This is a genomic window from Paenibacillus sp. Soil724D2, from assembly GCF_001427935.1.
Lineage (GTDB): Bacteria > Bacillota > Bacilli > Paenibacillales > NBRC-103111 > Paenibacillus_E.
The window spans coordinates 177,545-200,751 of sequence record NZ_LMRY01000060.1 but is presented as its reverse complement, the minus strand read 5'-3'; the positions used below and the strand labels follow the sequence as shown (position 1 = coordinate 200,751).

At 45.4% G+C, this 23,207-nt stretch carries 21 protein-coding genes; 11 read left to right on the top strand and 10 right to left on the bottom strand.

Going from position 1 to position 23,207, the window contains the following annotated elements:
- Positions 1-7 precede the first annotated feature (7 nt).
- The 5 genes from proC to ASG85_RS36015 form a co-directional block, all read right to left on the bottom strand.
- Complete coding sequence (proC, locus tag ASG85_RS36035) at positions 8-877, bottom strand: pyrroline-5-carboxylate reductase (RefSeq protein WP_060649443.1); 870 nt, start codon at positions 875-877, stop codon at positions 8-10.
- 28 nt (positions 878-905) lie between these two features.
- A complete protein-coding gene (locus ASG85_RS36030) occupies positions 906-2,153 on the bottom strand; it encodes a glutamate-5-semialdehyde dehydrogenase (protein ID WP_057301755.1) in 1,248 nt (415 codons plus the stop codon).
- A complete protein-coding gene (locus tag ASG85_RS36025; RefSeq protein ID WP_060649442.1) occupies positions 2,146-3,885 on the bottom strand; it encodes a proline--tRNA ligase in 1,740 nt (579 codons plus the stop codon). Before ASG85_RS36025 ends, ASG85_RS36030 begins: the two co-directional genes overlap by 8 nt.
- A gap of 25 nt (positions 3,886-3,910) precedes the next feature.
- A complete protein-coding gene (proB, locus tag ASG85_RS36020) occupies positions 3,911-5,011 on the bottom strand; it encodes a glutamate 5-kinase (protein WP_060649441.1) in 1,101 nt (366 codons plus the stop codon).
- A 386-nt stretch (positions 5,012-5,397) separates the two neighbouring features.
- On the bottom strand, positions 5,398-6,600 hold the full coding sequence (locus ASG85_RS36015) for a pyridoxal phosphate-dependent aminotransferase (RefSeq protein ID WP_414858809.1): 1,203 nt from the start codon (positions 6,598-6,600) through the stop codon (positions 5,398-5,400).
- 154 nt (positions 6,601-6,754) lie between these two features.
- Here ASG85_RS36015 and ASG85_RS36010 point away from each other — a divergent pair, with 154 nt between their 5' ends.
- From ASG85_RS36010 to ASG85_RS36000, 3 genes are all read left to right on the top strand, one after another.
- Complete coding sequence (locus ASG85_RS36010) at positions 6,755-7,282, top strand: DUF1572 family protein (RefSeq protein ID WP_060649440.1); 528 nt, start codon at positions 6,755-6,757, stop codon at positions 7,280-7,282.
- A gap of 79 nt (positions 7,283-7,361) precedes the next feature.
- A complete protein-coding gene (locus tag ASG85_RS36005) occupies positions 7,362-8,162 on the top strand; it encodes a carbon-nitrogen family hydrolase (RefSeq protein ID WP_060649439.1) in 801 nt (266 codons plus the stop codon).
- A gap of 368 nt (positions 8,163-8,530) precedes the next feature.
- Positions 8,531-9,913 (top strand): glycine--tRNA ligase, encoded by a 1,383-nt coding sequence (locus ASG85_RS36000; RefSeq protein ID WP_057301750.1) that lies wholly within the window; start codon positions 8,531-8,533, stop codon positions 9,911-9,913.
- Positions 9,914-9,973: 60 nt separating this feature from the next.
- Here ASG85_RS36000 and ASG85_RS35995 read toward each other — a convergent pair whose 3' ends face one another.
- Positions 9,974-10,465 carry a cysteine dioxygenase gene (locus ASG85_RS35995; protein WP_060649438.1) on the bottom strand — a complete coding sequence of 164 codons (492 nt, stop codon included), beginning with the start codon at positions 10,463-10,465 and terminating at the stop codon, positions 9,974-9,976.
- Between the two features lie 274 nt (positions 10,466-10,739).
- On the opposite strand from ASG85_RS35995, the gene ASG85_RS35990 reads away from it, so the two are divergent.
- Complete coding sequence (locus ASG85_RS35990) at positions 10,740-11,177, top strand: SgcJ/EcaC family oxidoreductase (protein ID WP_235550298.1); 438 nt, start codon at positions 10,740-10,742, stop codon at positions 11,175-11,177.
- Between the two features lie 15 nt (positions 11,178-11,192).
- Here ASG85_RS35990 and ASG85_RS35985 read toward each other — a convergent pair whose 3' ends face one another.
- From ASG85_RS35985 to ASG85_RS38565, 4 genes are all read right to left on the bottom strand, one after another.
- On the bottom strand, positions 11,193-12,065 hold the full coding sequence (locus ASG85_RS35985; protein ID WP_060649437.1) for an SDR family NAD(P)-dependent oxidoreductase: 873 nt from the start codon (positions 12,063-12,065) through the stop codon (positions 11,193-11,195).
- Between the two features lie 210 nt (positions 12,066-12,275).
- Positions 12,276-13,244, bottom strand: a complete 969-nt coding sequence (locus ASG85_RS35980) for a helix-turn-helix transcriptional regulator (RefSeq protein WP_060649436.1) — start codon at positions 13,242-13,244, stop codon at positions 12,276-12,278.
- A gap of 20 nt (positions 13,245-13,264) precedes the next feature.
- Complete coding sequence (locus tag ASG85_RS35975) at positions 13,265-14,158, bottom strand: LysR family transcriptional regulator (protein ID WP_060649435.1); 894 nt, start codon at positions 14,156-14,158, stop codon at positions 13,265-13,267.
- A gap of 227 nt (positions 14,159-14,385) precedes the next feature.
- On the bottom strand, positions 14,386-14,532 hold the full coding sequence (locus tag ASG85_RS38565) for a lmo0937 family membrane protein (protein WP_156397095.1): 147 nt from the start codon (positions 14,530-14,532) through the stop codon (positions 14,386-14,388).
- A gap of 201 nt (positions 14,533-14,733) precedes the next feature.
- On the opposite strand from ASG85_RS38565, the gene leuC reads away from it, so the two are divergent.
- The 7 genes from leuC to ASG85_RS35940 all read left to right on the top strand — a co-directional run bounded on the left by leuC (position 14,734) and on the right by ASG85_RS35940 (position 23,132).
- On the top strand, positions 14,734-16,155 hold the full coding sequence (gene leuC, locus ASG85_RS35970; protein ID WP_057301746.1) for a 3-isopropylmalate dehydratase large subunit: 1,422 nt from the start codon (positions 14,734-14,736) through the stop codon (positions 16,153-16,155).
- 69 nt (positions 16,156-16,224) lie between these two features.
- Positions 16,225-16,830 carry a 3-isopropylmalate dehydratase small subunit gene (gene leuD, locus ASG85_RS35965; RefSeq protein WP_057301745.1) on the top strand — a complete coding sequence of 202 codons (606 nt, stop codon included), beginning with the start codon at positions 16,225-16,227 and terminating at the stop codon, positions 16,828-16,830.
- Between the two features lie 293 nt (positions 16,831-17,123).
- Entirely contained in the window at positions 17,124-18,563 is a 1,440-nt protein-coding gene (locus tag ASG85_RS35960; RefSeq protein WP_082588367.1) for an N-acetylmuramoyl-L-alanine amidase family protein, read from the top strand.
- Positions 18,564-18,632: 69 nt separating this feature from the next.
- On the top strand, positions 18,633-19,220 hold the full coding sequence (locus tag ASG85_RS35955; RefSeq protein ID WP_060649433.1) for a GerMN domain-containing protein: 588 nt from the start codon (positions 18,633-18,635) through the stop codon (positions 19,218-19,220).
- A gap of 29 nt (positions 19,221-19,249) precedes the next feature.
- Positions 19,250-21,964, top strand: coding sequence for an S-layer homology domain-containing protein (locus ASG85_RS35950; protein ID WP_060649432.1), 2,715 nt, complete (start codon positions 19,250-19,252; stop codon positions 21,962-21,964).
- A 194-nt stretch (positions 21,965-22,158) separates the two neighbouring features.
- Positions 22,159-22,830: an endonuclease III gene (gene nth / locus ASG85_RS35945; protein WP_060649431.1), complete on the top strand. Its 672-nt coding sequence runs from the start codon at positions 22,159-22,161 to the stop codon at positions 22,828-22,830.
- 26 nt (positions 22,831-22,856) lie between these two features.
- Positions 22,857-23,132, top strand: coding sequence for a hypothetical protein (locus ASG85_RS35940; RefSeq protein WP_029193089.1), 276 nt, complete (start codon positions 22,857-22,859; stop codon positions 23,130-23,132).
- The last annotated feature ends 75 nt before the right edge of the window (positions 23,133-23,207 follow it).

The following is a 23,207-nucleotide window of genomic DNA, read 5'->3' as shown; positions in this document are numbered from 1 at the left end:
TATGAAATTAGGAGGATTTCACTGCGGGGCTTGGCGCGGCTATTTGTTCGCCCATTTCTTTAGCTCGCTCTGCAGAACGGAATACGGCTTGTGAGATAGCTTCGCTAAACTGAAAACGATCCAACGCTTCTATAGAAGCTTGCGTAGCCCCATTGGGCGATGTAACCTTACGGCGAAGCTCAGCAGGATTTTCTTGTGTGAGCTGAACCATATGCGCGGCTCCGAGCACCGTTTGAAGTGTTAATTGATGGGCATCTTCTGCGGAAAGACCACCCTCAATACCAGCTTTGATCATGGCTTCCATGAAATAGTAGACATAAGCAGGACCGCTCCCAGATACGCCTGTTAGAATTTCTAATTTCTCTTCTTCCACGATCGTTACGATACCAACGGCCTCAAACATTTGGGTAGCAACTTGCTTGAATGTAGCATTGACCTTGGAGGAGAAGCTCATCCCTGTAGCGCCTAGACCAATTGTGCTGGACGTGTTCGGCATCGTGCGAACAATTGGCATATTGGTTTGCAGCAGAGCTTCTGTTTTCGCGATAGAGAGCCCTGCGATTACCGAAACAAGAAGCTGCTGTTCGTTCAGAAGCGGCTGCAGCTCGGCGAAGGCATTCTCCACATCCTTAGGCTTCATGCAGAGAACGACGACATCGGCTTCACGTAGATAGGTTTCCTTCGTTAACGGGTCTGACGTTGCATGCAGTCCGTATTCCGACCGCAGAAAAGCTAACCTGTCTTGATCCGAGCGATTCATCACATATATATTTTGCGGATCAGCGACTTTTGTTTCAATGAGTCCGCGGATGATCGCTTCCGCCATCGAACCAGCGCCGACAAAGGCAATTTTGGTTTGGGATAAAGTAGTGGACATCGTACATTCCTCCTTGAATTTTGAATCGTTATTCGCGTATTTGTCCGCTTCCGTAAACGCGGTATTTGGTTGAAGTTAATGCTGGCAGACCCATCGGTCCGCGAGCGTGAAGCTTTTGGGTGGAGATGCCGATTTCCGCGCCGAAGCCGAATTCAAAACCATCGGTGAAGCGGGTTGAAGCATTGTGATAAACAGCCGCTGCATCCACTTCCTGTAAAAATCTTTCAGCATTGGCCGCGTCTTCCGTCACGATACATTCGGAGTGCATCGTGCCGTATTCACGAATGTGAGCAAGGGCTTCATCGAGATCCTTCACAACTTTGATATTAAGAATGTAGTCCCCGTATTCGGTTTTCCAGTCTTCGATTTCGGCAACTTGCATACTAGGCACTAACTCACGAGCTCGTTCGTTACCTTTGAGCGCTACATGAGCACCTTTGAAAGCCTCTGCTATGGCACTCAAATGCTTTTCTGCAATAGACTCATGCACAAGTAATGTTTCCATGCTATTGCAAACTGAAGGACGCTGAGCTTTGGCATTGATACCGATGCGAACGGCCATATCGAGCTGTGCACTTTCATCTATAAAAGTATGACATACACCCGCACCTGTTTCAATGACAGGAACTGAGGCGTTATTGACAACATTTTGAATAAGCGAATGCCCGCCTCTTGGAATGAGTACATCGATGAGTCCATTCAATTTCAGCATTTCATCAACGGAACTGCGGTCTGCGCTTAGAATCAATTGAAGTGCATCAGCGGGAATGGCAGAACGGCTTAATGCACCGTGCAGAACTTCAACGATTTTCTCATTGGAAAATAGAGCGGAAGAACCGCCACGCAGAACGACTGCGTTGCCTGTCTTAAGACACAAACCAGCGGCATCAACGGTGACGTTAGGTCTTGCTTCATATATAATGCCAACCACACCAAGGGGCACACGGATTTTGCGAATGCGGAGTCCGTTTGGACGTTCAAAAGCTTCTAAAGTATCTCCAACAGGATCGGGGAGCTCGGCGATTTGGCGCAGACCTTCAGCGATCGCTGCAATGCGGGATTCATTTAGGGCTAGACGGTCGAGCAGGGAAGCGCTTGTGCCTAATTCTTTGCCTCGCTGCAAATCTTTGGCGTTCGCTTCGATAATCGCCTGCTGCTCCGTTACAAGGCTATCCGCCATAAGGAGCAGTGCTGCATTCTTTTGTTCAGTTGTAAGATTACCCATGGTCTGGGCAGCTTGTTTGGCTAATTTGGATTTTTGGATAACTTCACTCATGGGAAGATCGACCTCCTGTTTGGAATAAGGAATGGCAATGCGTAAGTATATGCTCGACAGATCGTTCATATTGACTGCCGTCTCGGCGTTCCTTACATTCGACTACACGCTCACTTGCTTTCTTGCCGACAGTTATCCGCAAAGGGAAGCCGAGCAAGTCCGAATCATTGAATTTAACACCAGGACGTTCATCCCGATCATCCCATAGGACGGAGTAGCCCGCCCTAACTAACGTTGTATAAATCTCTTCGGATAATTTCATTTGAACTTCATCCTGAACATGAACGGTCAGAAGATGAATGGTAAAAGGTGTAATGGACTCAGGCCATATAATGCCTCGTTCATCATAGTTTTGTTCGATAATGGCAGCCAGCACACGTGAGACACCGATGCCATAGCAGCCCATAATAATGGGCTCGGAAACCCCGTTCTCGTCGCTGAACGTTGCGCCAAGAGAACGGCTGTATTTGGTACCGAGTTTAAATACGTGGCCAAGTTCTATCCCTTTCGCAAAAGAGAGCTCGTGCCCACAATGGGAACATAGCTCACCTTGGGCGACATTGCGCACATCATGATAAGATATCGTTCCTAAATCGCGTTCAACCTCCACATGCATCAAATGGAAATCAGACTCATTGGCTCCAACGACAGCATCCTTCATGCCCCTGATAGAGGAATCAGCAATGATTCTTACATGCTCAAGTCCAATTGGGCCGATAAATCCGGCAATGGATCCCAGCTTCACTATGTCATCTTCGGAAAGCATGGAAACCTCGTTATTGGTGCCAATAGCTTGCTTCAGCTTGATCTCATTTATTTCATAATCACCTCGCAGGAGGACGATAACTGGCTCTCCATCTGCTTGTAAGGCAACCGATTTAATGATCTGATTGGCGTCTATTCGTAGAAATTGACTAAGCTGTTTGATGCTTGTCACTTGCGGTGTGTGAACTTTCAATGGTTGCGAAGTCAGTAAAATGTTATCCACTCGCTCGGATATCGCTTGTTCCGGTACCGTCCCGATTGCTTTTTCAATATTCGCTGCATATTGGCAGGAGGTGCAGTGGACGATTGTATCCTCACCAACATCAGCCAGGGCCATGAATTCATGGGTATCTGTCCCGCCGATTGCGCCGGAATCGGCTTCAACCGCTCGGAACTGCAATCCGCAGCGTATGAAAATGTTAACATAAGCGTTAAACATACTTTGATAGCTAGCATCAAGTCCGCTTTCCGAACGGTCGAAGGAATAGGCATCCTTCATAAGGAACTCTCGTCCGCGGAGCAGACCGAATCGCGGTCTGCGTTCATCGCGATACTTCGTTTGAATCTGATATAACGTGACAGGCAGCTTCTTGTAGGAATGAATCTCGTCCTTCACGATCGTCGTGATGACTTCTTCATGGGTTGCTCCCAGTGCAAACTCTCGGCCGTTCCGATCTTCCAGACGCATCAGCTCGGGACCATAGACATCCCATCTACCTGAGGTCTTCCACAGTTCGGAAGGGTGAAGAGCTGGCATTAGCATTTCCTGCGCACCGGCTGCATCCATTTCCTCTCGGACAATTTGTTGTATGTTTTGCAGGGCTTTAAGACCTAAGGGTAAGTAGGAGTAGATGCCACTGGAGAGCTGTCGTATTAATCCTGCACGCAGCATCAGTCGATGGCTAGCGGCTTCTGCATCTCCCGGAACGTCACGCAGGGTTGGGTTAAGCAATCGTTGTTGTCTCATAGCCCAGATAGCCTCGCTTTCTTCATTAGGTTAAAGGAACCCATTCATCACGATGAATGACCTCGATTCGAGCAACTTCCACACGCTTCTGGACCTCATCGGTCGATAGGCCTGCTGCGGCTTGCACTTGCCAAGCCGCGTAATTGACGACGCCGCGTCCTAGCAGCGTGCCTTCGATGCTGATCACCTCGACAACGTCGCCAGGGTGGAAATCTCCTGCAGCGCCTGTGATGCCGGCAGGAAGCAAGCTCTTGCCTCCGCTGAGCAGGGCCGCCTTCGCGCCTTGGTCAACGATGATTTGCCCTTGGGGCAGCGAGTGAAAGCCCACCCATTGTTTCTTCACCGGCAGGTTGTTCAGCGCCGTGTCGAAGTACGTGCCCTTGCCGCTGCCATCCACGGCATGCGGCAAATCACCGGGCTCGAGTACGCGCCCGATGAATACCGGCACGCCCCCGCGCATCGCGATGCGGGCGGCCTCAACCTTCGAGCGCATGCCGCCGGTGCCGACTGCGCTCCCAGAGCCTCCAGCGAAGCTGAACAGCTCATCGCTGATGGCGTCTACGCGATCGATACGCTGTGCGTTCGCGTTTTTGCGGGGATCGTCCGTGTACAAGCCGTCCATGTCCGTAATGATGATCAATTTGTTCGCTTTGACCAAATTGCCAACCAAGGCTGACAACGTATCATTGTCGCCGAATTTCAGTTCATCCACCGAGACGGTGTCGTTCTCGTTAATGATCGGCACGACGCCGCGCTGCAGCAGCTCGTCGACCGTCATTAGCGCGTTCTGCACGCGCTTGCGGTTAGAGAAGTCGTACCTAGTGAGCAAAATTTGCGCCACGCTGATGCCGTGGGACGCAAATGCTTCGTGGTACGCCTGCATGAGAAGCGCTTGGCCGACAGCGGCTGCGGCCTGTTTCTCGTGCAGTACCTTGGGCCGCGTACGGTAGCCAAGGGAGGTGAAGCCTGCGGCAACTGCGCCGGAGGTAACCAGCAGGACTTGATGGCCGTCCTGCTTCAATTGCGCCAGCTCCGATGCGAAAAAGCGTATTTTATCCGGGTTGAGGCCCCCGGTATCTGAAGTTAAAGAGCTGCTGCCGATTTTGACGACGATTCGCTGAGTCATATCGATCCCATCCTTTGATTTACATGTATGTAGATACAAAAAAGACTCCCGTCCTCAACACATAAGGACGAAAGTCTGTAGCTTCCGCGGTACCACCTTAGATTGGCGCACACCGATAGCGGCTGCACCCAACTCTAGATTCCCTAAATAACAGCAGGGCACTGTTCAACTCATCGTTGACTGTTCAGGGGCGGGTTCGGAGTCGGTTCACGGCAAGCTCTCTCAGACTATGGAGCTTACTCTCTGGTTACGTGCTTAACGGTTCCTACTATTCCCATCATAACGTTGCGATATAGAAGTTTTTGAAGACTTCCTTTTTTGATTCTATCTAGAATAGCACGCTGCACAAGCGTTTGTAAAGTAGCAGAAGCCTCTATATTTTCTGCTTATCCAAATAGATTCAGCTTACCGATTCGCTGCACGGCTTCTGCTAATCGTTCTTCAGAGGATAAGAGGCCAAGCCTTACATAGCCTTCTCCGTGCGTTCCAAAGCCAACGCCTGGTGCGACGACAACCTTCGCTTCTTGCAGAAGCAAATCGGCAAGACTCTGTGAGGTGTGTCCTTTTGGAACGGGCAGCCAAGAGAAGAAAGAACCCTGTGAAGGGCGTGCATGCCAACCGATATTGGAAAGAGCTGCATAAAGGGCATTGCGGCGGCTCTCGTAAACATCACGCAGCTCAGTTACACAATCTTGCGAGGCTGTGAGAGCTGTTGCGGCTGCCGCTTGGATACCGCCGAACAGCGAGCAGTAGTAATGATCCTGCATCAAGTTAATAAGGCGGATAACTTCTCGGTTCCCTAGGGCAAAACCAACACGCCATCCAGCCATGTTGTACGTTTTGGAGAGGGTATAGAACTCGATACCTACTTCTTTGGCGCCTGGTGTCTGCAGAAAGCTGACCGGCTTCTGACCGTCGAAGCCTATGGCACCATAGGCGAAATCACTTGCGACGACAACACCATGCCGGTGCGCGAATTCGACCGTTTCTTCATAAAAGGAAGCAGGAGCCGTAGCGCCTGTCGGGTTGTTCGGATAATTAATGAACATCAGCTTCGCGCGGTTCAAATCGGATTCTTTGATCTGTGAGTAGTCAGGCAGAAAGTTGTTTTCTTCACGCAGAGGCATGAAAGCCATTTCGGCGCCGGCAAGAGCAACCCCGGACCAATAATCCGGGTAGCCAGGATCAGGAACCAGACAAACATCGCCGGGATTTAGTAAACATTGAGCTATCTCAATCAGTCCTGTTTTACCCCCAAAAAGAATCGCTACTTCCGTTTCGGGATCCAGATCTACGTTGTGATCCTCCTTATACCTTTGAGCAATGGCTTGTTTCAAAAATGGAAATCCGCTGAAGGGCGGATATTTATGATACAACGGATTAGCAGCCGCTTCTTGTATGGATGAAACGATATGCGGAGGCGTAGGGCGGTCAGGATTCCCTTGGCCGAGATTAATGACGTCATGACCCGCAGCAATTTGCTCATTTGCTTTGCGTACGAGTGTTGCAAAAAATTGGGTTGGAAGTCCATTCATACGTTCAGCAGGCTGTATCGTAAATGGGCTTGTAGTTTGGGATGTTTTTGTCACGATTTAATTCACACTCCGGAGGTCGGGATTTTAATTAATAACCTTAATGTAACATGATTAATCTTTTTTTCATAGTGATGAAAATAATCGATTTTACATCGAGCGGTCAATATCATAAAGTTAGTTCATTAGTTACGGAAAGGTGCTGAAGACCATGTCGGACAACACATTAGTGGCGCAAGTTTTTTTGCAGGAATCCATACGTGCATTTCAAAATATGAAGAAGTTGGCGGATAAAGCTTTCGCGCAAACGGAAGATGCTCAATTTTATCTAACGTTAGATGAAGAGTCGAATTCGTTAGAACTGTTGATTAAACACATGCACGGGAACATGTTGTCACGGTGGACAGATTTTTTAACAACGGATGGGGAAAAGGAAACGCGCCAGCGTGACGGTGAATTTGAAAGCAGCCAATACACACGGGAAGAGCTTATTTCCTTATGGGAGGAAGGCTGGAAGGTTCTGTTTGATACACTGCATGCACTCACTCCGGATGATGTTCTTAGGACCGTCCAAATTAGAGGAGAAGGGCATTCTGTGCTTCAAGCTATTCAGCGACAAGTGTCTCATTATGGCTACCATGTGGGGCAAATCGTTCTGCTCAGTAAGCATTGGGCCAATCATCATTGGGAGACTTTAAGTATAGCAAGAGGACAGTCCAAAGCGTTCAAACCTTCATGAGTTCCATTGAGTTCAAACTTAAATTAGACTACTATAGAGAGATATTGGTAATCTGCCACCCGAAAGGAGTCATCTTAGTATGTCCGAATCACAATTACTTCACATTGCACTAATTCAAATGGATATTCAGATCGGTGAACCCGATACGAACTTTGCTCAATTGGAGAAGCTTCTGCATCAAGCGGTGAGTGGAGATCAAAAGCCTGATGTGATCGTATTTCCAGAGATGTGGAATACAGGTTACGCCTTAACTGAGATTCAGCAGTTGGCTGATTCTAACGGTGTTAGGACGAAAGCCTTTTTGAGTGATTTTGCCCGGACTCATCGTGTCAATATCATCGGTGGATCCATTGCTGATAAAAAAGACGATCGTGTTCTGAACACGATTTATGCGTTTGATCGCGAAGGCGCGGAAACAGCCGAGTATTCCAAAATCCACTTATTCCGGCTTATGGACGAGGAAAAGTTTCTACATAGCGGTGATCAGCTTGGCCGATTTGAGCTTGAAGGCGTTCCGGCTGGCGCGATGATATGCTATGACATTCGTTTCCCTGAGCTTGCGCGCAAATTAGCGCTGGATGGGGCAAGGATTTTGTTCGTACCTGCGGAATGGCCGCACCCGCGTTTGCACCACTGGCGTACGCTGCTCATGGCCAGAGCCATTGAGAATCAGATGTATGTCGTTTCCTGTAATCGCGTTGGGACTAGTGGAACGACGGATTTCTTTGGGCACTCCATGGTTATTGATCCTTGGGGCGAAGTGTTGGTGGAAGGCGATGAGAGCGAAGCGATTTTGCATGCAACCATCGACCTGACAGAGGTTGTACGTGTTCGCGCTAAAATTCCGGTCTTTGAAGACCGCCGTCCACATTTGTATTAGTCTAAAATAAAATATACCTGCACCTATTTGATTTTTTGTCGGTTTTTCTGTAAACTAAAGCCAATTGAATGATCAATTGTGGCTGTGAAGGATGAATAGTACTTGAACAACTTCAAGTTCAGCGAGCTGGGGACGGTGAAAGCCCAGATTGAAGCTCAAGGAAAAGGCTATCCGGAGCCAATACGATAAAGGGGATACGCTGCTTTACGAGTGTATCAACTAGGGTGGAACCGCGGGTGCGTAAGGCTCTCGTCCCTAGGCATTATTTGATGCCTTTGGATGTTGAGCTTTTTTGGCGTCTGCTCATATCCAAATGGTCGTCAAAGGTCATTGACCTATAAACGAAAAGCTGAAGGAGCGAATGAACAATGAGCGTTACTATGGATCAAGTTGTAGCATTAGCGAAGCACAGAGGTTTTGTATTCCCAGGTTCAGAGGTGTATGGCGGTTTGGCTAACACATGGGATTACGGTCCGCTTGGTGTCGAGCTGAAAAACAACATCAAGCGTGCTTGGTGGAAAAAATTTATTCAAGAATCCCCCTATAACGTGGGTCTTGACGCAGCAATTCTGATGAACCCGCAAGCTTGGGTAGCATCCGGTCACGTAGGTAATTTCAACGATCCAATGATCGATTGCAAAAGCTGTAAAGCTCGTCACCGTGCGGATAAATTGATTGAAAATAAACTGGCGGAGAAAGATATCGAAATCATCGTTGATGGCATGACGTTTGACGATATGATGAAGCTTATCGTAGAGCACAACATCGTATGTCCGGATTGCGGCAGCAAGGATTTCACGGAAATTCGTCAGTTCAATCTGATGTTCAAAACCTTCCAAGGCGTAACGGAAGCTAGCTCTAACGTCGTTTACTTGCGTCCGGAAACTGCACAAGGGATTTTCGTCAATTTCAAGAACGTTCAACGCACGATGCGCAAAAAGATGCCATTCGGAATCGGCCAAATCGGTAAAAGCTTCCGTAATGAAATCACACCTGGTAACTTTACATTCCGTACTCGTGAATTTGAACAAATGGAGCTTGAGTTTTTCTGTAAGCCCGGCGAGGACATGAAGTGGTTCGAATACTGGAGAAGCTTCTGCCATAATTGGCTGTTGTCCCTAGGTGCCAAAGCGGATAACCTTCGCCTTCGCGATCACAACGACGACGAGTTGTCCCACTACAGCAATGCGACGACGGATATCGAGTACAAATTCCCGTTCGGCTGGGGCGAGCTATGGGGTATCGCGGATCGAACAGATTTTGACTTGAAGCAGCATATGGAGCACTCTGGTGCGGACTTCAACTATATTGATCCAGAAACAAACGAGCGTTATATTCCATACTGCATCGAGCCTTCCCTAGGAGCAGACCGCGTTACATTAGCGCTTCTGATCGATGCTTTCGAAGAGCAAAAGCTGGAAGGTGACGACAGTCGTACGGTTCTGCATTTCCACCCTGCACTGGCACCGATTAAAGCAGCTATTTTCCCGCTTTCCAAAAAGTTGAATGAAGGCGCGCAGGCTGTATTCGCCGATCTAGCGAAGCATTTCATGGTGGATTATGATGATACAGGTTCTATTGGTAAAAGATACCGCCGTCACGATGAAATCGGTACACCGTTCTGTATCACATACGACTTTGAGTCCGAAACAGATGGTCAAGTAACGGTGCGTGACCGTGATACCATGGAACAAAAACGGATCCCAATTTCTGAATTGAAAGCATTCATTGAGAATTCACTTCAATTCTAATACCAATGTAAACCAAGCCCCCTGTGAGAACGTCGATTGACGTATTACAGGGGGCTTTTTTTAGATGACATAATCCAAAATTTCGCTGTAAGGTAAGTAGCGTGTTACACCCCGGAGAGGCGGGCTATATACATGAATGGAAACAGCAGGCTCGTGGAAAGGATTGCTTAACTGATGAATTTGCTGGCAAGGTGCTTCAAAATATTCACCTGACCCAATATAGTCATCTGTTTGGGCGACGGGATAACCTTCTGAATCCAACCGATACTTGATATTGACTAACGTTCCCTCAACTAAACAAGCGGAGCCGATGGACGAGCCATGGTTATGAATCGCGGTTGCCTCCGAAGCAGGTATGTGAATCACAATAACTTCGAGATCTTTCGTGCTATAAACGACATTCCGACCATAAGGTAGTTGTTTGGGCTCTGTTTTATATACAGGCACCTCATGAAGTAAGTTGTCTAAGGATTGTAGGGCTGCTTTCAGTTGTTCTAAGGTGGGTTCTTGCAATTTACAGAATGTCTGCTCAATTGCTCTTAATAATGTCATGGTTTCCGCCTCCTAGGCTAATGCTATCTTTTTATCATTTATTATTGGGGAATGGATAAGTTTTATTTATATATCGTATGCATTCAGAGGTCAAAAGGTTAGAATGATCTGTGGAATTTTAATCAATTTGGTATGTAATCGGTCTGTGGACGGGGATTTTTTCATATTCTAGAGCGATTCCTTTAAGAGATGGTTATGTCAAAATTGAAAGAGTGGAGGTTCCTTCTAAGTGCAAGCGTTTGGTAAAACGTGAAAAGAGAGGATGAGACTAAGGATGGTGGATATAAAAGAAGAAGACAGGAAAGCGATACTCGCCATTTTCGAGTCGCTTGGCAAAGCTTGGAATGAGCATAATGGGCAGGCGTTTGGCTTATGTTTTACTGAAGATGCGGACTATGTGACCTTCAACGGACAACATATCAAGGGGCGACAAGATATTGCGGATATTCATCAGAAGCTGTTTGAAGGTGTGTTGAGAGGCTCGTCGATGCTGAATGGCGGTTCCATTCAGGTTCGATTCCTATCTCCCGAGCTGGCTATTGCTCATTGTGTTGGTGCTGTTAAACTCAGATGGCAGAAAAAAGCGCCAAAGAACAGAGATTCCATTAATACGAATGTGATTGTTAAAGAAAAAGGCGATTGGAAAATTGCAGCTTTTCACAACTGCCGCATCCAACCGCCGAATTTTATTCAAAAATGGTTTATGAAATAATCACATTTGCACAGCTTAAACCCGGAACGGAGGCAACCGTCTGCCATCGATATCCGTGAAGCCATACTGCTCCGCTAGGGTACCTACCTCGAGAAGCTGACCTGCCTTTATACTTACAAGAGGATCGGATGCCAAAGCGACAACTGCGCGACCGATATATTCCACAGATTCCGTCGTATGAAGTGCTTCGACTTTCATGAAATCAGGATCACCTGGTTCTAAGCCATAATGCTTATAAACGGCTTCCGTTCGCATCCAGCCTGGTGCTAAAGTAAGCGCGGTTACATCGATATGGTTTGTTATCAGATTCTGAGACATGGCGCGTGTCATATTCGCAACTGCTCGTTTCACCGTGTCATAAAAAACATTGATAGGGTAGTCGCTACCATAGTCAGAGTAGACGCCTGTGTTAATCAAAAGACCGCGATTTTGTTCGAGAAAAAAGGTAGACATTGCATACCGGCTTGAAACCATCTGAGCACGCAGTCCTGCCTCGAACATTTTGTCCCAGCGCGTCATCGGCTGCTCCCAAAAGGGAACAGAAAAATCGACATCATAATAATTCTCGTAACCACCCCAGGCATTATTGACCACAACATCGAGCGTTCCTTGTTCTTGTTGAATACGTTCGTACAAAGTTTTGACATCTGCATCGATGGTATGGTCACAACGAACGGCGATTCCTAACCCACCGCGCTGTGTAACAGCTTCAGCGGTATCTTCAATTGTACCCGTGAGATCTGTTGTCGTGGACTTCGTTCTCGTACTGCGTCCAGTCACATAGACAGTGGCCCCAGCCTCCCCAAGTGCTAAGGCAATGCCGCGGCCGCCGCCTCGACTGGAACCGGTAACCAAGGCAACTCGTCCTTGCAGGTTTTTTGTATGCATCGTTGTACCTCCTTAGAGTTTTTCGCCAGAAGAAACATCATTATTCGCTTCGTGAGCTCAGTTTTAATGTTACATCGAATCCATGACAATTCTTGTCATAGAATTAAAACCTGGAGAGATGTATCGCTCGACTCTAGTAGAAGATGCTTTATACTCGTTTATTTATATGCACTTTTTGCAGTTATCCCTTTGGAATACGCCGATTTCATTTCAAGTTAAATCATTCCCATATGAATGCTGCATTGCACGAATTTGCTCACGAATCCAATTCACCATCTCCAAGGGCTCTTCGACTAGGGCGTCCGCACCCAAACTGAGAAAATACTTTGAAAAGTACGATAAATTACTTCGATGCATGTCAGCCACTAATAGTCCACTGCCATCGTCACTGAGTTTCACATTTGCGTCCAGTCCATTACTACGCTCATATGTCCTAACTCCAGCTGGAGTCAGCTTCACCCGGAGCTTCATGGTCATAGGGCCTGCCTCACGCTCTTGCCCTGCTAACAGCCAATCACCAATTGTGTAATGTTTGATGTTTTTACTCGGATGAGAGGATTCGGCTCGTTCCAAGCGGTGTATGCGATCAGCACGAAATAAGAGGAATCCTTCTTTTTGAAAGCAATAGGAGGGGAAATACCAGAAACCATTAGACGCGTAAATACCAATTGGCTGCACGACTCTCTCTGTGGTTCCATCTTTAGACGCGTAGGTTAAGCGTAAAGGTATTTCATCAATTGACGCTTCCAACAACTGCTCCAAGAAAGGGGAACCTTGCGTTCGCGTAGGCGTCCAGAAGGATACACGATCTTTAAGTGCATCGATTCTCACCTTCGTATCCGTAGGGAGATAGTGATAGAATTTATTAAGAGCAGATGTCGATTCCGCTGCAAAAGGGAGCGCTCCATAATATTGGAGCGATTGAAAGGCGAAGAACATCGCAACAGCCTCTTGTTCGGAGAATAGAATCGGAGGGAGCATCCGCTTCTTTAATAAGCGATATCCCCCGTGTGGGCCAAATTCGGTATAAAGCGGCATACCAAGCTCACTCAACTCTTGTAAATCGCGGTGCATCGTGCGTTCCGAGACGCCGAATTCATCGGCCATCTCTTTTGTAGTGAACTGCATACGTTCGTTTACTGCCATCATCAACTGAATTAACCGTTGAGTTTTATTCATTGCTGGGTTTACCTCCTATGCTAACCGATTGTTCGCATAACCTCTTTCATAGTGGAAACGAAAGCTTCAGCAGCTTTGGAGATGTATCTGCCTTTACGATAGGCAATAACGAGTGTACGAGTAGGTCTGCCTTCAAGGGGAAGGTGAATCGGAGATAACTCACTGAAGCTTCTTTTTGAAATTAAATATGGGACGAAACCGATTCCCATGCCTGCAGCGACGAGGGACTGAACCGTCTCCATATTGCTGGACTCGAAGACAATATTGGGGGTAATGCCAGCTTTTTGGCATAGTTCAAGCGTTAGCTTGCGAAATCCTTGTCCTTTTTTCAAAGCGATGAAAGCTTCCTTCTCTAATTGTTCGATTCGAATAGGTTCTTTACTTGCTGCTAATCGATGCAGTGGAGGTACCGCGAGGACGATTTCTTCCTCCAGCAAAGTCTCATAAACGAGAGAATCCTCTCGTAATGGTAATGAGAGCAGCGAGATATCGGTTTGTCCATTCATCGTAAGTGTTTCTAAGTTAGAGGATGTCTCTTCAACGAGTGTAATTTCAATATCCGGATATGCCGCTTGAAAGACAGGAACCACGAAAGGCAGGATCGTTGAACCCGTAATTGGCATACTGCCTACGACAAGTCGACCCTTTTTCATCTGTGAAATGTCTTCCATTTCTTTCTTCAGCTGTTCGACCATGTCGAGGATTTTTTGTGATTTTTCAACAAAAAGGGACCCAGCGTGAGTAAGCTCAACTGAATTGGTGCTGCGCTGGAAAAGAAGGACGCCGATCTCTTTCTCTAGCTTGGATAGCTGCTGGCTAAGTGAAGGCTGTGCAATATGAAGCTTCTCCGCCGCCCGCGAGAAATTTCGTTCGATCGCAATTTGAATCGCATATTGAAGTTGACGTAGTTCCATAGTGGGGCTCATCTCCTGAAATGTAATAATCATAGCTTGTTTTATTGATACAGCCTATAAAGTATAAAGATAATATACCAGATTTTAAGCTTTGATATGAGAAAAGCTCGTTCGGTACTCTCAACAGACGAGTATCCGTGTTCAGAGGTACAAGCAAAAGCAGCCTGCGGACAAAATCCACTGACTGCTTTTTTGAAATAAAGTATATGATCATGAGTTAAGTGATGTTAATTACCTCTTCTGCCTGTAACCAAATTGAATACCAAAGAGATGACGGCCAAAACGAGCAGTAGATGGATTAAATTTCCTCCGATATCAAAACCGATTCCTAAAGCCCACAAGACAAGAATCACTACAAAAATGGTCCAAAGCATAAGTAACACATCCTTTTCAAAATGTCATAATTGCTTATGCAAGATACTAACCACCTTTTTATTATTCGAATCATCCTATAGGAATAATCTATGAAGCTTATAGTTATTATATCTTGGAGCTATGACGTTATCCGTGCTAAACTACGTTATGAGGGTAAGACATTAACAATTAGAGCGGATAATGACAAGAGGTGACTGGATATGAGTAAAAAGACAATGTTTCAGAAGATTTGGGATAATCACGTTATTAACCAGGAAGAAGGCAAGCCCAGCGTAATCTATATTGATTTGCATCTTGTGCATGAAGTAACATCACCGCAAGCTTTTGAAGGCCTTCGTTTATCGGGTCGCAAAGTTCGCAGACCAGATCTAACGTTTGCAACGATGGATCATAACGTGCCAACTAAGGATCGTTTCAACATCACAGATCCTATTTCCAAACAACAAATTGATACACTTTCACAAAACTGTCGCGATTTTGGCGTTACGTTGTTCGACCTAGACAGCCTTGACCAAGGTGTTGTACACGTTATGGGACCTGAGCTAGGACTTACACATCCAGGTAAAACCATTGTTTGCGGCGATAGCCACACATCGACACATGGCGCATTCGGCGCACTTGCTTTCGGAATTGGAACAAGTGAAGTGGAGCACGTTCTTGCTACACAAACGCTGCAACAATCCAGAGCAAAATCATTGGAAGTACGCATTACAGGAAATCTGAAACCAGGCGTAACTGCAAAAGATTTGATTCTTGGCGTTATTGCTAAATATGGTACAGATTTTGCAACGGGTTATGTTATTGAATATACCGGTGAAGCGATTCGTGGTCTTTCCATGGAAGAGCGCATGACGGTTTGTAACATGTCCATTGAAGGTGGAGCTAGAGCAGGTCTTATTGCACCTGACGAAACAACATTTAACTACCTGCGTGGTCGTGAATACGTTCCACAAGGTGCTGACTTTGACGCTGCAGTCGCAGAATGGTCTAGCCTTGTTACGGATGAAGGCGCAGTGTATGACTGGGTGCTGGAGTTTGACGCTGATTCCTTGATTCCGCAAGTAACCTGGGGAACTAGCCCGGGGATGGGGACAAGTATTACAGCATTAGTTCCGGATCCGCAAAGCTTCGAAACAGAAAATGAACGTAAAGCTGCTGAAAAAGCGCTTGAATATATGGATTTAACACCAGGTACGCCAATGACTGAACTGAAAGTTGATTATGTTTTCATCGGTTCTTGCACAAACGGACGAATTGAAGATCTTCGTGCTGCAGCTAAAATTGCACAAGGTTACACAGTAGATCCAAGCGTTACAGCTATCGTAGTCCCAGGTTCCGGACGCGTTAAAATTCAAGCTGAAAAAGAAGGATTGGACAAAATTTTTGAGGGTGCTGGCTTCGAATGGCGTGATGCGGGCTGCAGTATGTGTTTGGCTATGAACCCAGACGTGCTGCAACCAGGTCAACGTTGTGCATCGACATCCAACCGTAACTTCGAAGGTCGTCAAGGCCGCGGTGGACGTACGCATCTCGTGTCTCCAGCAATGGCTGTTGCAGCAGCAATCAAAGGTCATTTCTACGATGTTCGTGATTGGGAAATCAAAGAATACCAACAAGCTTAATTTGAGCTGATTAAGGCAATGCTTACGATGCTAGTTTTGCTTAAGCAAAACTTTAAGGAGAATGAAAACATGGAAGCTTTTAAACAACATACAGGCCTAGTCGGTCCTGTGGATCGCGTGAATGTAGATACAGATGCCATTATTCCTAAGCAATTTCTAAAAAGAATTGAGCGTTCCGGTTTCGGTCAATTCCTCTTCTTCGAATGGAGATGGGATGAGGCGGGCAACGTTATCGAGAACTTCCCATTAAACCAAGAACGTTATCAAGGAGCTTCCGTTCTGCTTTCCAGAGCGAACTTCGGCTGCGGATCTTCCCGTGAGCATGCACCTTGGGCGATTCAAGATTTCGGCTTCCGCGTTATTATCGCACCGTCTTATGCTGACATTTTCTACAACAACTGCTTCAAAAACAGCATTCTGCCAATCAAGCTATCGGAAGAGCAAGTGGATGATTTGTTCGCCCGTACAGCGAAGCATGAAGGCTACAAGCTGAATGTCGATCTTGAGAACAAGACACTCACAGATGAATACGGCTTAAAAATTCAGTTTGATTTGGATGAGCACCGTCGTCAGTTCCTGCTGCAAGGCTTGGATGACATCGGCCTGACACTTCAACATGAAGAGAAAATCACAGCCTATGAGCAAGCTCACCAAAAACGTTTGGCTTATAAATAAAAATGTGATCATAGAAAACGCAATCCAATGAGTTCTTACATGGATTGCGTCTTTTTTTGTTCTAGTTGCAAGAGCTCTGACCTAGCCAATGGCTAGGTTTTTTTATTCTTCTTTTTTTGCAACTTTTGGTAGTTTTCCGCGTCTAATAGATTACTAGATTGTCGATTGAACGGAGGTTTTGCTGTCGGGCATATGATTATTTTGATACAATGGACACGTTGCTGCTAGTTTTTAAAAGATAGATTTTAAGAGTTTGAAATTACAACCCCAATTCCGACATTACATAGAGGTGAATGATGAAATTTCCTGCATTTTGTTTAATGCTGCTAGTTAGCATGCTGCTTCTCCCTACTTATGCAATGGGAGCCGAATCCCCAAGTGTAATTAAGCTCTATATGAATGAAAAAAAACTGGAAGCTAACGAAGTTCAGCCCCGTATAGTTAGTGGCAATACGATTGTACCTGTAAGGATTATCGTTGAAGAAATTGGTGCCAAGGTGAGTTGGGATGAACCCACACGCAAGGTAACCATCGTCAAAGGCGATATGAACATTCAATTGGTCATCGACAGTAAAACGGCCCTGATTAAAGGCAAGAAGGAAAGTTTGGAAGTAGCGCCAATCATCGAAAAAGGCAACACGATGCTCCCACTTCGTTTCATTGGTCAACTTATGGGTATTGAATTTAAATGGGACTCTTTAACCTCTTCCGTTCATATGTTCAAAAAAGATGATTCGGATTCCAAACCTGTTACAGGACCCATCGATGTTGTAGATGGCAGCAATCCTGGCGAAGTAACACCTCCAAAACCGCCAGTACCGGATACAGGCACAGATCCAGGAACGAAAACACCCGATGCTAATGCCCACTTGTTGACTTCGATTGTGCTCTCTGAGAAGGAGTTAGCGGTAGCCGCGAAAGACGGCTCTTTAGTTCCGACTATGATGAAATTATCGAACCCGAATCGCATCGTATTTGATTTCCCGAACACATCTTTAGATCCTTCTCTCCAAAAATTGCTTGTAAATAATGCGGGGGAACTGCCCTCTAAGCATCCTTTGGTTGAGAAAGTGCGCTTTTCTAACTTTGCAGATAATCCGGCTACAGTGAGAATTATTTTGGATTTGAAAGGTTCAGCTGACTATCGCGTACAGCCTTCTAAGCTTACGAATCAATGGACAGCCGCGATTGTGGAACATCAGTTAACCGTGGTGATTGATGCAGGACACGGGGATAATGATCCCGGTGCATTGTCCATAACTGGCAAGCATGAGAAGGATTTTACACTCGCTACAGCGAAGAAGGTAGAGAAGCTTCTTGTTCAGGACAAGCGAGTTAACGTCCTTATGACTCGCTCTGACGATACGTTCATTCCACTGGATGGCCGGGTTTCTTTTGCGAACGACATTCAAACAGATCTTTTCCTATCGATTCACGGGAATAGCGCCAAAGCTACGGTATCGGGAACGGAAACGTATTATAACAGGCCGGAAAGCATAGCTTTTGCTAATACAATCCACAAAAATGTAGTTGCCGCTGCTGGATTTCCTGATCGCAAGGTACGTCAAGCTGATTTCAGGGTCATCACGAAAACGACAATGCCGGCTGTATTAGTCGAAGTGGGATATTTGTCCAATAAGAACGATGAATCCGCCATGTTCAAGGAAGCTTTCCAAGACAAAATAGCGGCGTCTATCGTTGCTGCCATCAAAGAATACCTGAACCTCAAATAAGAGACGAAAGCTTTAAACGTATGCTTTCGAAGTTCGTTTTGCTAGGCAAAACGCTAAGGAGTGAGTGAGATGACCAAAACAAGTCGCCTAATCCATGGGGTGCTTCTTGTAAGTGCCATCACGTTGTCTGTAACCGCCTGCGGTCAGAAAGGTCAACTCGTCGGCGGAGCAACACCGCAAGCTACAACCGAGGTGCCGACCCCTACAACGGTGGTACAAAGTCCTGCACCAACCCCAACAGCAACACCAGAACCTTTAAAACAAAAAAAGGTCAAAGCTTTTTACAGTGATCAGGACGAAATGAAACTTATAGAAAAAGAAGTGACAATCAGCTACAAACAGGACGCTGACGTGTATGAAGCCGCACTAAACGCACTCAAAAAGAGTGATGATCCTAAAGCAATTCCTTTATTTGATGATCTTACTTTCACAAGCACTTCGTTTGATAAAGCTAAGGGTGAATTGAAGCTTGATCTCAAATTTGGTCCCAAAACGCAATTAGGCGCTCCGGGTGAGGAATTGTTTTTACAAGCTTTGAAGAAAACCGTGTTTCAATTTCCAGAAGTGAAGGCTTTATATGTGCTGAAAAACGGCAAACAAGTGGATAGCTTAATGGGGCATCTAGAGCTTCCGTATCCAATTAAACGACCTAATTAAATGTAGTAGCAGAGGAGTCTTAATCAACGATGAATAACAAGAAATTAGCAAGTGCAATTGTTAGCTCTTTAATTATAACAAGCCTGGCGGGGACCCCAGTTTTGGCGGCAGAGTCAGTAAATACGACATCAACAAGTAATGTAAAGCTTTCTTTCCCTGACGTAAAATCGGACTATTGGGGTATTCGACATATATCCAAACTTGCTTTGGAAGGCATTATTGAAGGCTATGAGGATGGCGCTTATCGGGCAGAGAACTCGGTTTCACAGCAAGATGTCCTTATTATGGCTACTCGTATGATGGGCTTGCAAGGCGATGTAGATGCTATGACGTCAGCAACGGTGTTTCCTGATTTCATGCTGGTTGATAACTATGCGCGAAATTATGTAGCCATTGCTCTCCAGAAAGGCTTAATTTCCAACGAGGAAGAGAAAGTGAGAAGCCAAAGCGATAAGTCCAAAGATAAATGGGGCCAGCGGAAGGCAACGAGAGAATGGGTAGCTGAAGTGGTGATTCGCGCTATCGGGAAGGCGACCACTGCTCAAAGCTTATCGTCAACACAAACGGCTTTCAAAGATAATAATGACATCAGCACCACAACATTGGGATTTGTTAATGCAGCTGTTGCTTTAAAGGTTGTTGACGGCTTCGAAGATGGCACGTTCCAACCTAAAGGGGCAGTCACGCGTGCTCAAATGGCAGCTTTTTTAAGCCGCTCGCAAAAAGAGCTTGCAACATTGCCTTCACGTGCTGTGAAAGGGTACATGACAAGCTTAACGAGCGGCACGATTGGCCTTATGGACAAAGACGGGAATACGAGTACATATAAACTTTCGCCGAACACAGTGTTCTATGGAAATAAAAATGATACGGCAATAGGCGCGAAAACGCTGCAAGAAACGTTTGAAGTTTCGCTCGTTCAAGTGAATGGAACAGCTTACTATGTTGAAATTATTAGCGATGAGCTGCAGCTAGATATTCATGAAGGTAAATTATTGAAATTGAATATGAGCAGCCTCAAGGCGACATTGGATGACTTTGAGAGCTATGATTTAGCAGCGGATGTTGCTGTGACTGATACGGAAGGACGCGGTCTTAGCCTAGGTTCTATTGTGAATGGAAGCACGATTGAATTGCGTAAAAGCAAGATTGTCAAAACCGATAAATATACGTCGATCATAGTTAAACAGGTGCCCGTTAATAAAACAGCAGAAGGTGCGATTCAAACACTTAACAAAGATGCGATGCAAATTACGCTGCTAGACACCGTGTCAGGGCAGCCTGAAACGTACGGTTTCTCAAGTAATTTGATTGCGACTTTACCAGATAACAGCCTCGTAGATATCAATTCACTTCACGTTGGAGATTCGGTTGAGTATACGATCAAGAACAGTGAAATTGTGAAGATTGTTATTAAAAAGCAAGCAGATGTTGGTGTGAGTGTTGAGGGGACTTTGAAAGCACTTGGCGATGACAAAACATTTTTAACGATAACTAAGACAGCCGGCGGGGCATTAGCATCCTATGTTCTTAGCGATAACGTGCAAGTCAGAATCAATGGTTTAGCCACGGCTAGTATTTATGATATCGCTCCAGGAGATCAGCTTAAGCTGGATGTATTGAATAACAAAGTAACTTTAATTACTGTAACCAACCGTTCAATTGAGAACTTATACTTTGCCAAAATTATTTCATACGATCAAGCTTCGAAATTATTAACCGTTATAGATAATACAGGTAAACCGCATGCTTATATTTTAAAAGATACAGTTTCTATTTCATATGCTGGAGTGAAGCTTCCTTTTGCAAACTTTAGCAGTACATTTACGGCTGGTAAATATGTAGATCTACTTGTTTCAAAAGATAACGTCACTCAAATTCAAATGTCCTCCCAATTGGATGGCGCATTAACACAATTAAATTTACAAACGAATGATATAACATTGAAAACGGACAGCGGTCAAAGCTTGACGTTCAAGCTTAACTACGCTCCTCAGGTAGAGCTTGCGAATAAGCCTAACAGTACACTTTCCGATCTTAAAGTTGGGGATAATATTAGTCTTTTACTAAGCTTCGATCAGGGAATTGTCACGAAAATTGTAACGAGTAAAACGGCACTTTATAAAACAATTTTATCAAATGTAAACAGCAAGCAAATTACCGTGACGGATCAGTCGAACACTTCGTATGCCATTTCCCTAGAAGGTGTTCCAATCGTCAAAGCGGATCAAAGTGTAGGTTCAATTACAGATTTTGCTATCGATGACTATGTGAAGCTGACGTTCAAGGGTCTGGCTGTTGTAAAAGCAGAGCTGATTAGTCCTGTGCGCGGTAAAGTTACAGCTGTGAATGCGGCTAGCTCGAGCCTAACCGTTCAAGATTTCTCAGGTAAAAGTCAAGTGATTAACGCAGGCAGCAATTATGACGTTAAACTTAACGGCGGCGTAGCATGGAGTTTCACTTCCATCAAAGTAGGCGATCGTGTGCAAGTGATGAAAGACGCGAGTGACAAACTTCTTATTCAAGTTGCTGTAGGATCTAAGCGGGAAGTGGATAACTACAATAATGTCGTGAACCAATTTTACTTCAAAGCTACAAGCTCCGGAGAAAAAACGGCTTATAGTATTTTCCCAAGAGCCTATTTCCATAAAGGGACAGACGTTGTGTCGGCATCATCTTTTGCAGCAGGAGATCAAGTAACACTTTATGTGTTAGACGATAAAATTGTTGAGATTGAGAAATAAATTTGAACGAAAATGAAGTTCATCCGTCTGTATATTAGGAGCTTGACTTCTAAGGCAGGCGGTTTTTTTTCTAATTTCAAAAATAAATATGGCAATTTTTTAGAAAATGTTCGCATTTTGACGCTTTCAAGCATTGATTCTAACGCCACAATTCGCTACACTGGAGATTATTACGACCCTAAGGAAGTAAAGACATGACACAGAAGTTAGTAAGGCATATTTTGGATACAATCGGTGAGCTCTTTCCGGATGCACATTGCGAGCTGCGCCACAGTAATCCGTTTGAATTAACGATTGCTGTATTATTATCAGCTCAATGCACCGATGAAACCGTGAATAAGGTGACATTGGATTTATTTCAGAAATATAAGCGTCCTGAAGATTACTTGGCCGTTCCGCTTAGGGAACTGGAGCAAGACATTCGACGGATTGGTTTATTTCGAAATAAGGCAAGCAATATTCAAAAGCTGTGTCAATTGCTGCTGGACAAGTTTGAAGGCGAAATTCCAGAGAAGCACGAACACTTGGTCGAACTGCCCGGCGTAGGCCGTAAAACGGCAAATGTCGTCGTATCGAACGCTTTTGGGGTACCTGCTATTGCGGTAGACACTCATGTTGAGCGAGTCTCCAAAAGACTAGGATTAGTTGGCTGGGACGATTCAGTACTTGAAGTAGAAAAGAAGCTGATGAAGAAGGTTCCGCGTGAAGAGTGGACACAAACGCATCATCGCCTTATATTCTTCGGTAGATATCACTGCAAGGCTCAGAACCCGCAGTGCACGATATGTCCATTGTTGGACAATTGTCGTGAGGGTAAGAAACGTATGAAACCAAGTGCAACTAGGAAAACTATTACAAACAAATGATATGCAGACAAAGGATGGGATTTGAAATGAAATGCATCGCCGTATACACGAATAGCTTTGAACTGTTCTCCGATATTTATGAGCAAGTGATTAACACGCCTCTAGCCGATAATGAGGAAAAAGTCATTGAAGGTGTAACAGTCAGTGAATCCGGTGAAGTTCCTCAGAATTACATAGACAAGATGAAAACGAAATCCGAGGTCGTGGTTATGAAAGTAAAAGACTCCGACATTACGATTTTGCAGCATCGCGATGTCTTTGAGATTTTCTTGCCGGAAAAAGAAAAAGCAGTAATGTCCTAAAACCTAAATCTCCCTTTGGGAGATTTTTTTTCTGTTAGGTTTGGATAGAAGAACGGATCATAAGGAGCGGAATGG

What these genes read in the sequence shown, in the direction of transcription:
- ASG85_RS35990 (WP_235550298.1), top strand. Translation starts at nt 10,740, where the DNA reads ATGGTGGATATAAAAGAAGAAGACAGGAAAGCGATACTCGCCATTTTC.
- leuC (WP_057301746.1), top strand. Translation starts at nt 14,734, where the DNA reads ATGAGTAAAAAGACAATGTTTCAGAAGATTTGGGATAATCACGTTATT.
- ASG85_RS36010 (WP_060649440.1), top strand. Translation starts at nt 6,755, where the DNA reads ATGTCGGACAACACATTAGTGGCGCAAGTTTTTTTGCAGGAATCCATA.
- ASG85_RS35950 (WP_060649432.1), top strand. Translation starts at nt 19,250, where the DNA reads ATGAATAACAAGAAATTAGCAAGTGCAATTGTTAGCTCTTTAATTATA.
- ASG85_RS35980 (WP_060649436.1), bottom strand. Translation starts at nt 13,244, where the DNA reads ATGAATAAAACTCAACGGTTAATTCAGTTGATGATGGCAGTAAACGAA.
- ASG85_RS35975 (WP_060649435.1), bottom strand. Translation starts at nt 14,158, where the DNA reads ATGGAACTACGTCAACTTCAATATGCGATTCAAATTGCGATCGAACGA.
- ASG85_RS35940 (WP_029193089.1), top strand. Translation starts at nt 22,857, where the DNA reads ATGAAATGCATCGCCGTATACACGAATAGCTTTGAACTGTTCTCCGAT.
- ASG85_RS35995 (WP_060649438.1), bottom strand. Translation starts at nt 10,465, where the DNA reads ATGACATTATTAAGAGCAATTGAGCAGACATTCTGTAAATTGCAAGAA.
- ASG85_RS36030 (WP_057301755.1), bottom strand. Translation starts at nt 2,153, where the DNA reads ATGAGTGAAGTTATCCAAAAATCCAAATTAGCCAAACAAGCTGCCCAG.
- nth (WP_060649431.1), top strand. Translation starts at nt 22,159, where the DNA reads ATGACACAGAAGTTAGTAAGGCATATTTTGGATACAATCGGTGAGCTC.
- ASG85_RS36025 (WP_060649442.1), bottom strand. Translation starts at nt 3,885, where the DNA reads ATGAGACAACAACGATTGCTTAACCCAACCCTGCGTGACGTTCCGGGA.
- ASG85_RS36005 (WP_060649439.1), top strand. Translation starts at nt 7,362, where the DNA reads ATGTCCGAATCACAATTACTTCACATTGCACTAATTCAAATGGATATT.
- leuD (WP_057301745.1), top strand. Translation starts at nt 16,225, where the DNA reads ATGGAAGCTTTTAAACAACATACAGGCCTAGTCGGTCCTGTGGATCGC.
- ASG85_RS35960 (WP_082588367.1), top strand. Translation starts at nt 17,124, where the DNA reads ATGATGAAATTTCCTGCATTTTGTTTAATGCTGCTAGTTAGCATGCTG.
- ASG85_RS36000 (WP_057301750.1), top strand. Translation starts at nt 8,531, where the DNA reads ATGAGCGTTACTATGGATCAAGTTGTAGCATTAGCGAAGCACAGAGGT.
- proB (WP_060649441.1), bottom strand. Translation starts at nt 5,011, where the DNA reads ATGACTCAGCGAATCGTCGTCAAAATCGGCAGCAGCTCTTTAACTTCA.
- ASG85_RS38565 (WP_156397095.1), bottom strand. Translation starts at nt 14,532, where the DNA reads ATGCTTTGGACCATTTTTGTAGTGATTCTTGTCTTGTGGGCTTTAGGA.
- ASG85_RS35985 (WP_060649437.1), bottom strand. Translation starts at nt 12,065, where the DNA reads ATGCATACAAAAAACCTGCAAGGACGAGTTGCCTTGGTTACCGGTTCC.
- proC (WP_060649443.1), bottom strand. Translation starts at nt 877, where the DNA reads ATGTCCACTACTTTATCCCAAACCAAAATTGCCTTTGTCGGCGCTGGT.
- ASG85_RS35955 (WP_060649433.1), top strand. Translation starts at nt 18,633, where the DNA reads ATGACCAAAACAAGTCGCCTAATCCATGGGGTGCTTCTTGTAAGTGCC.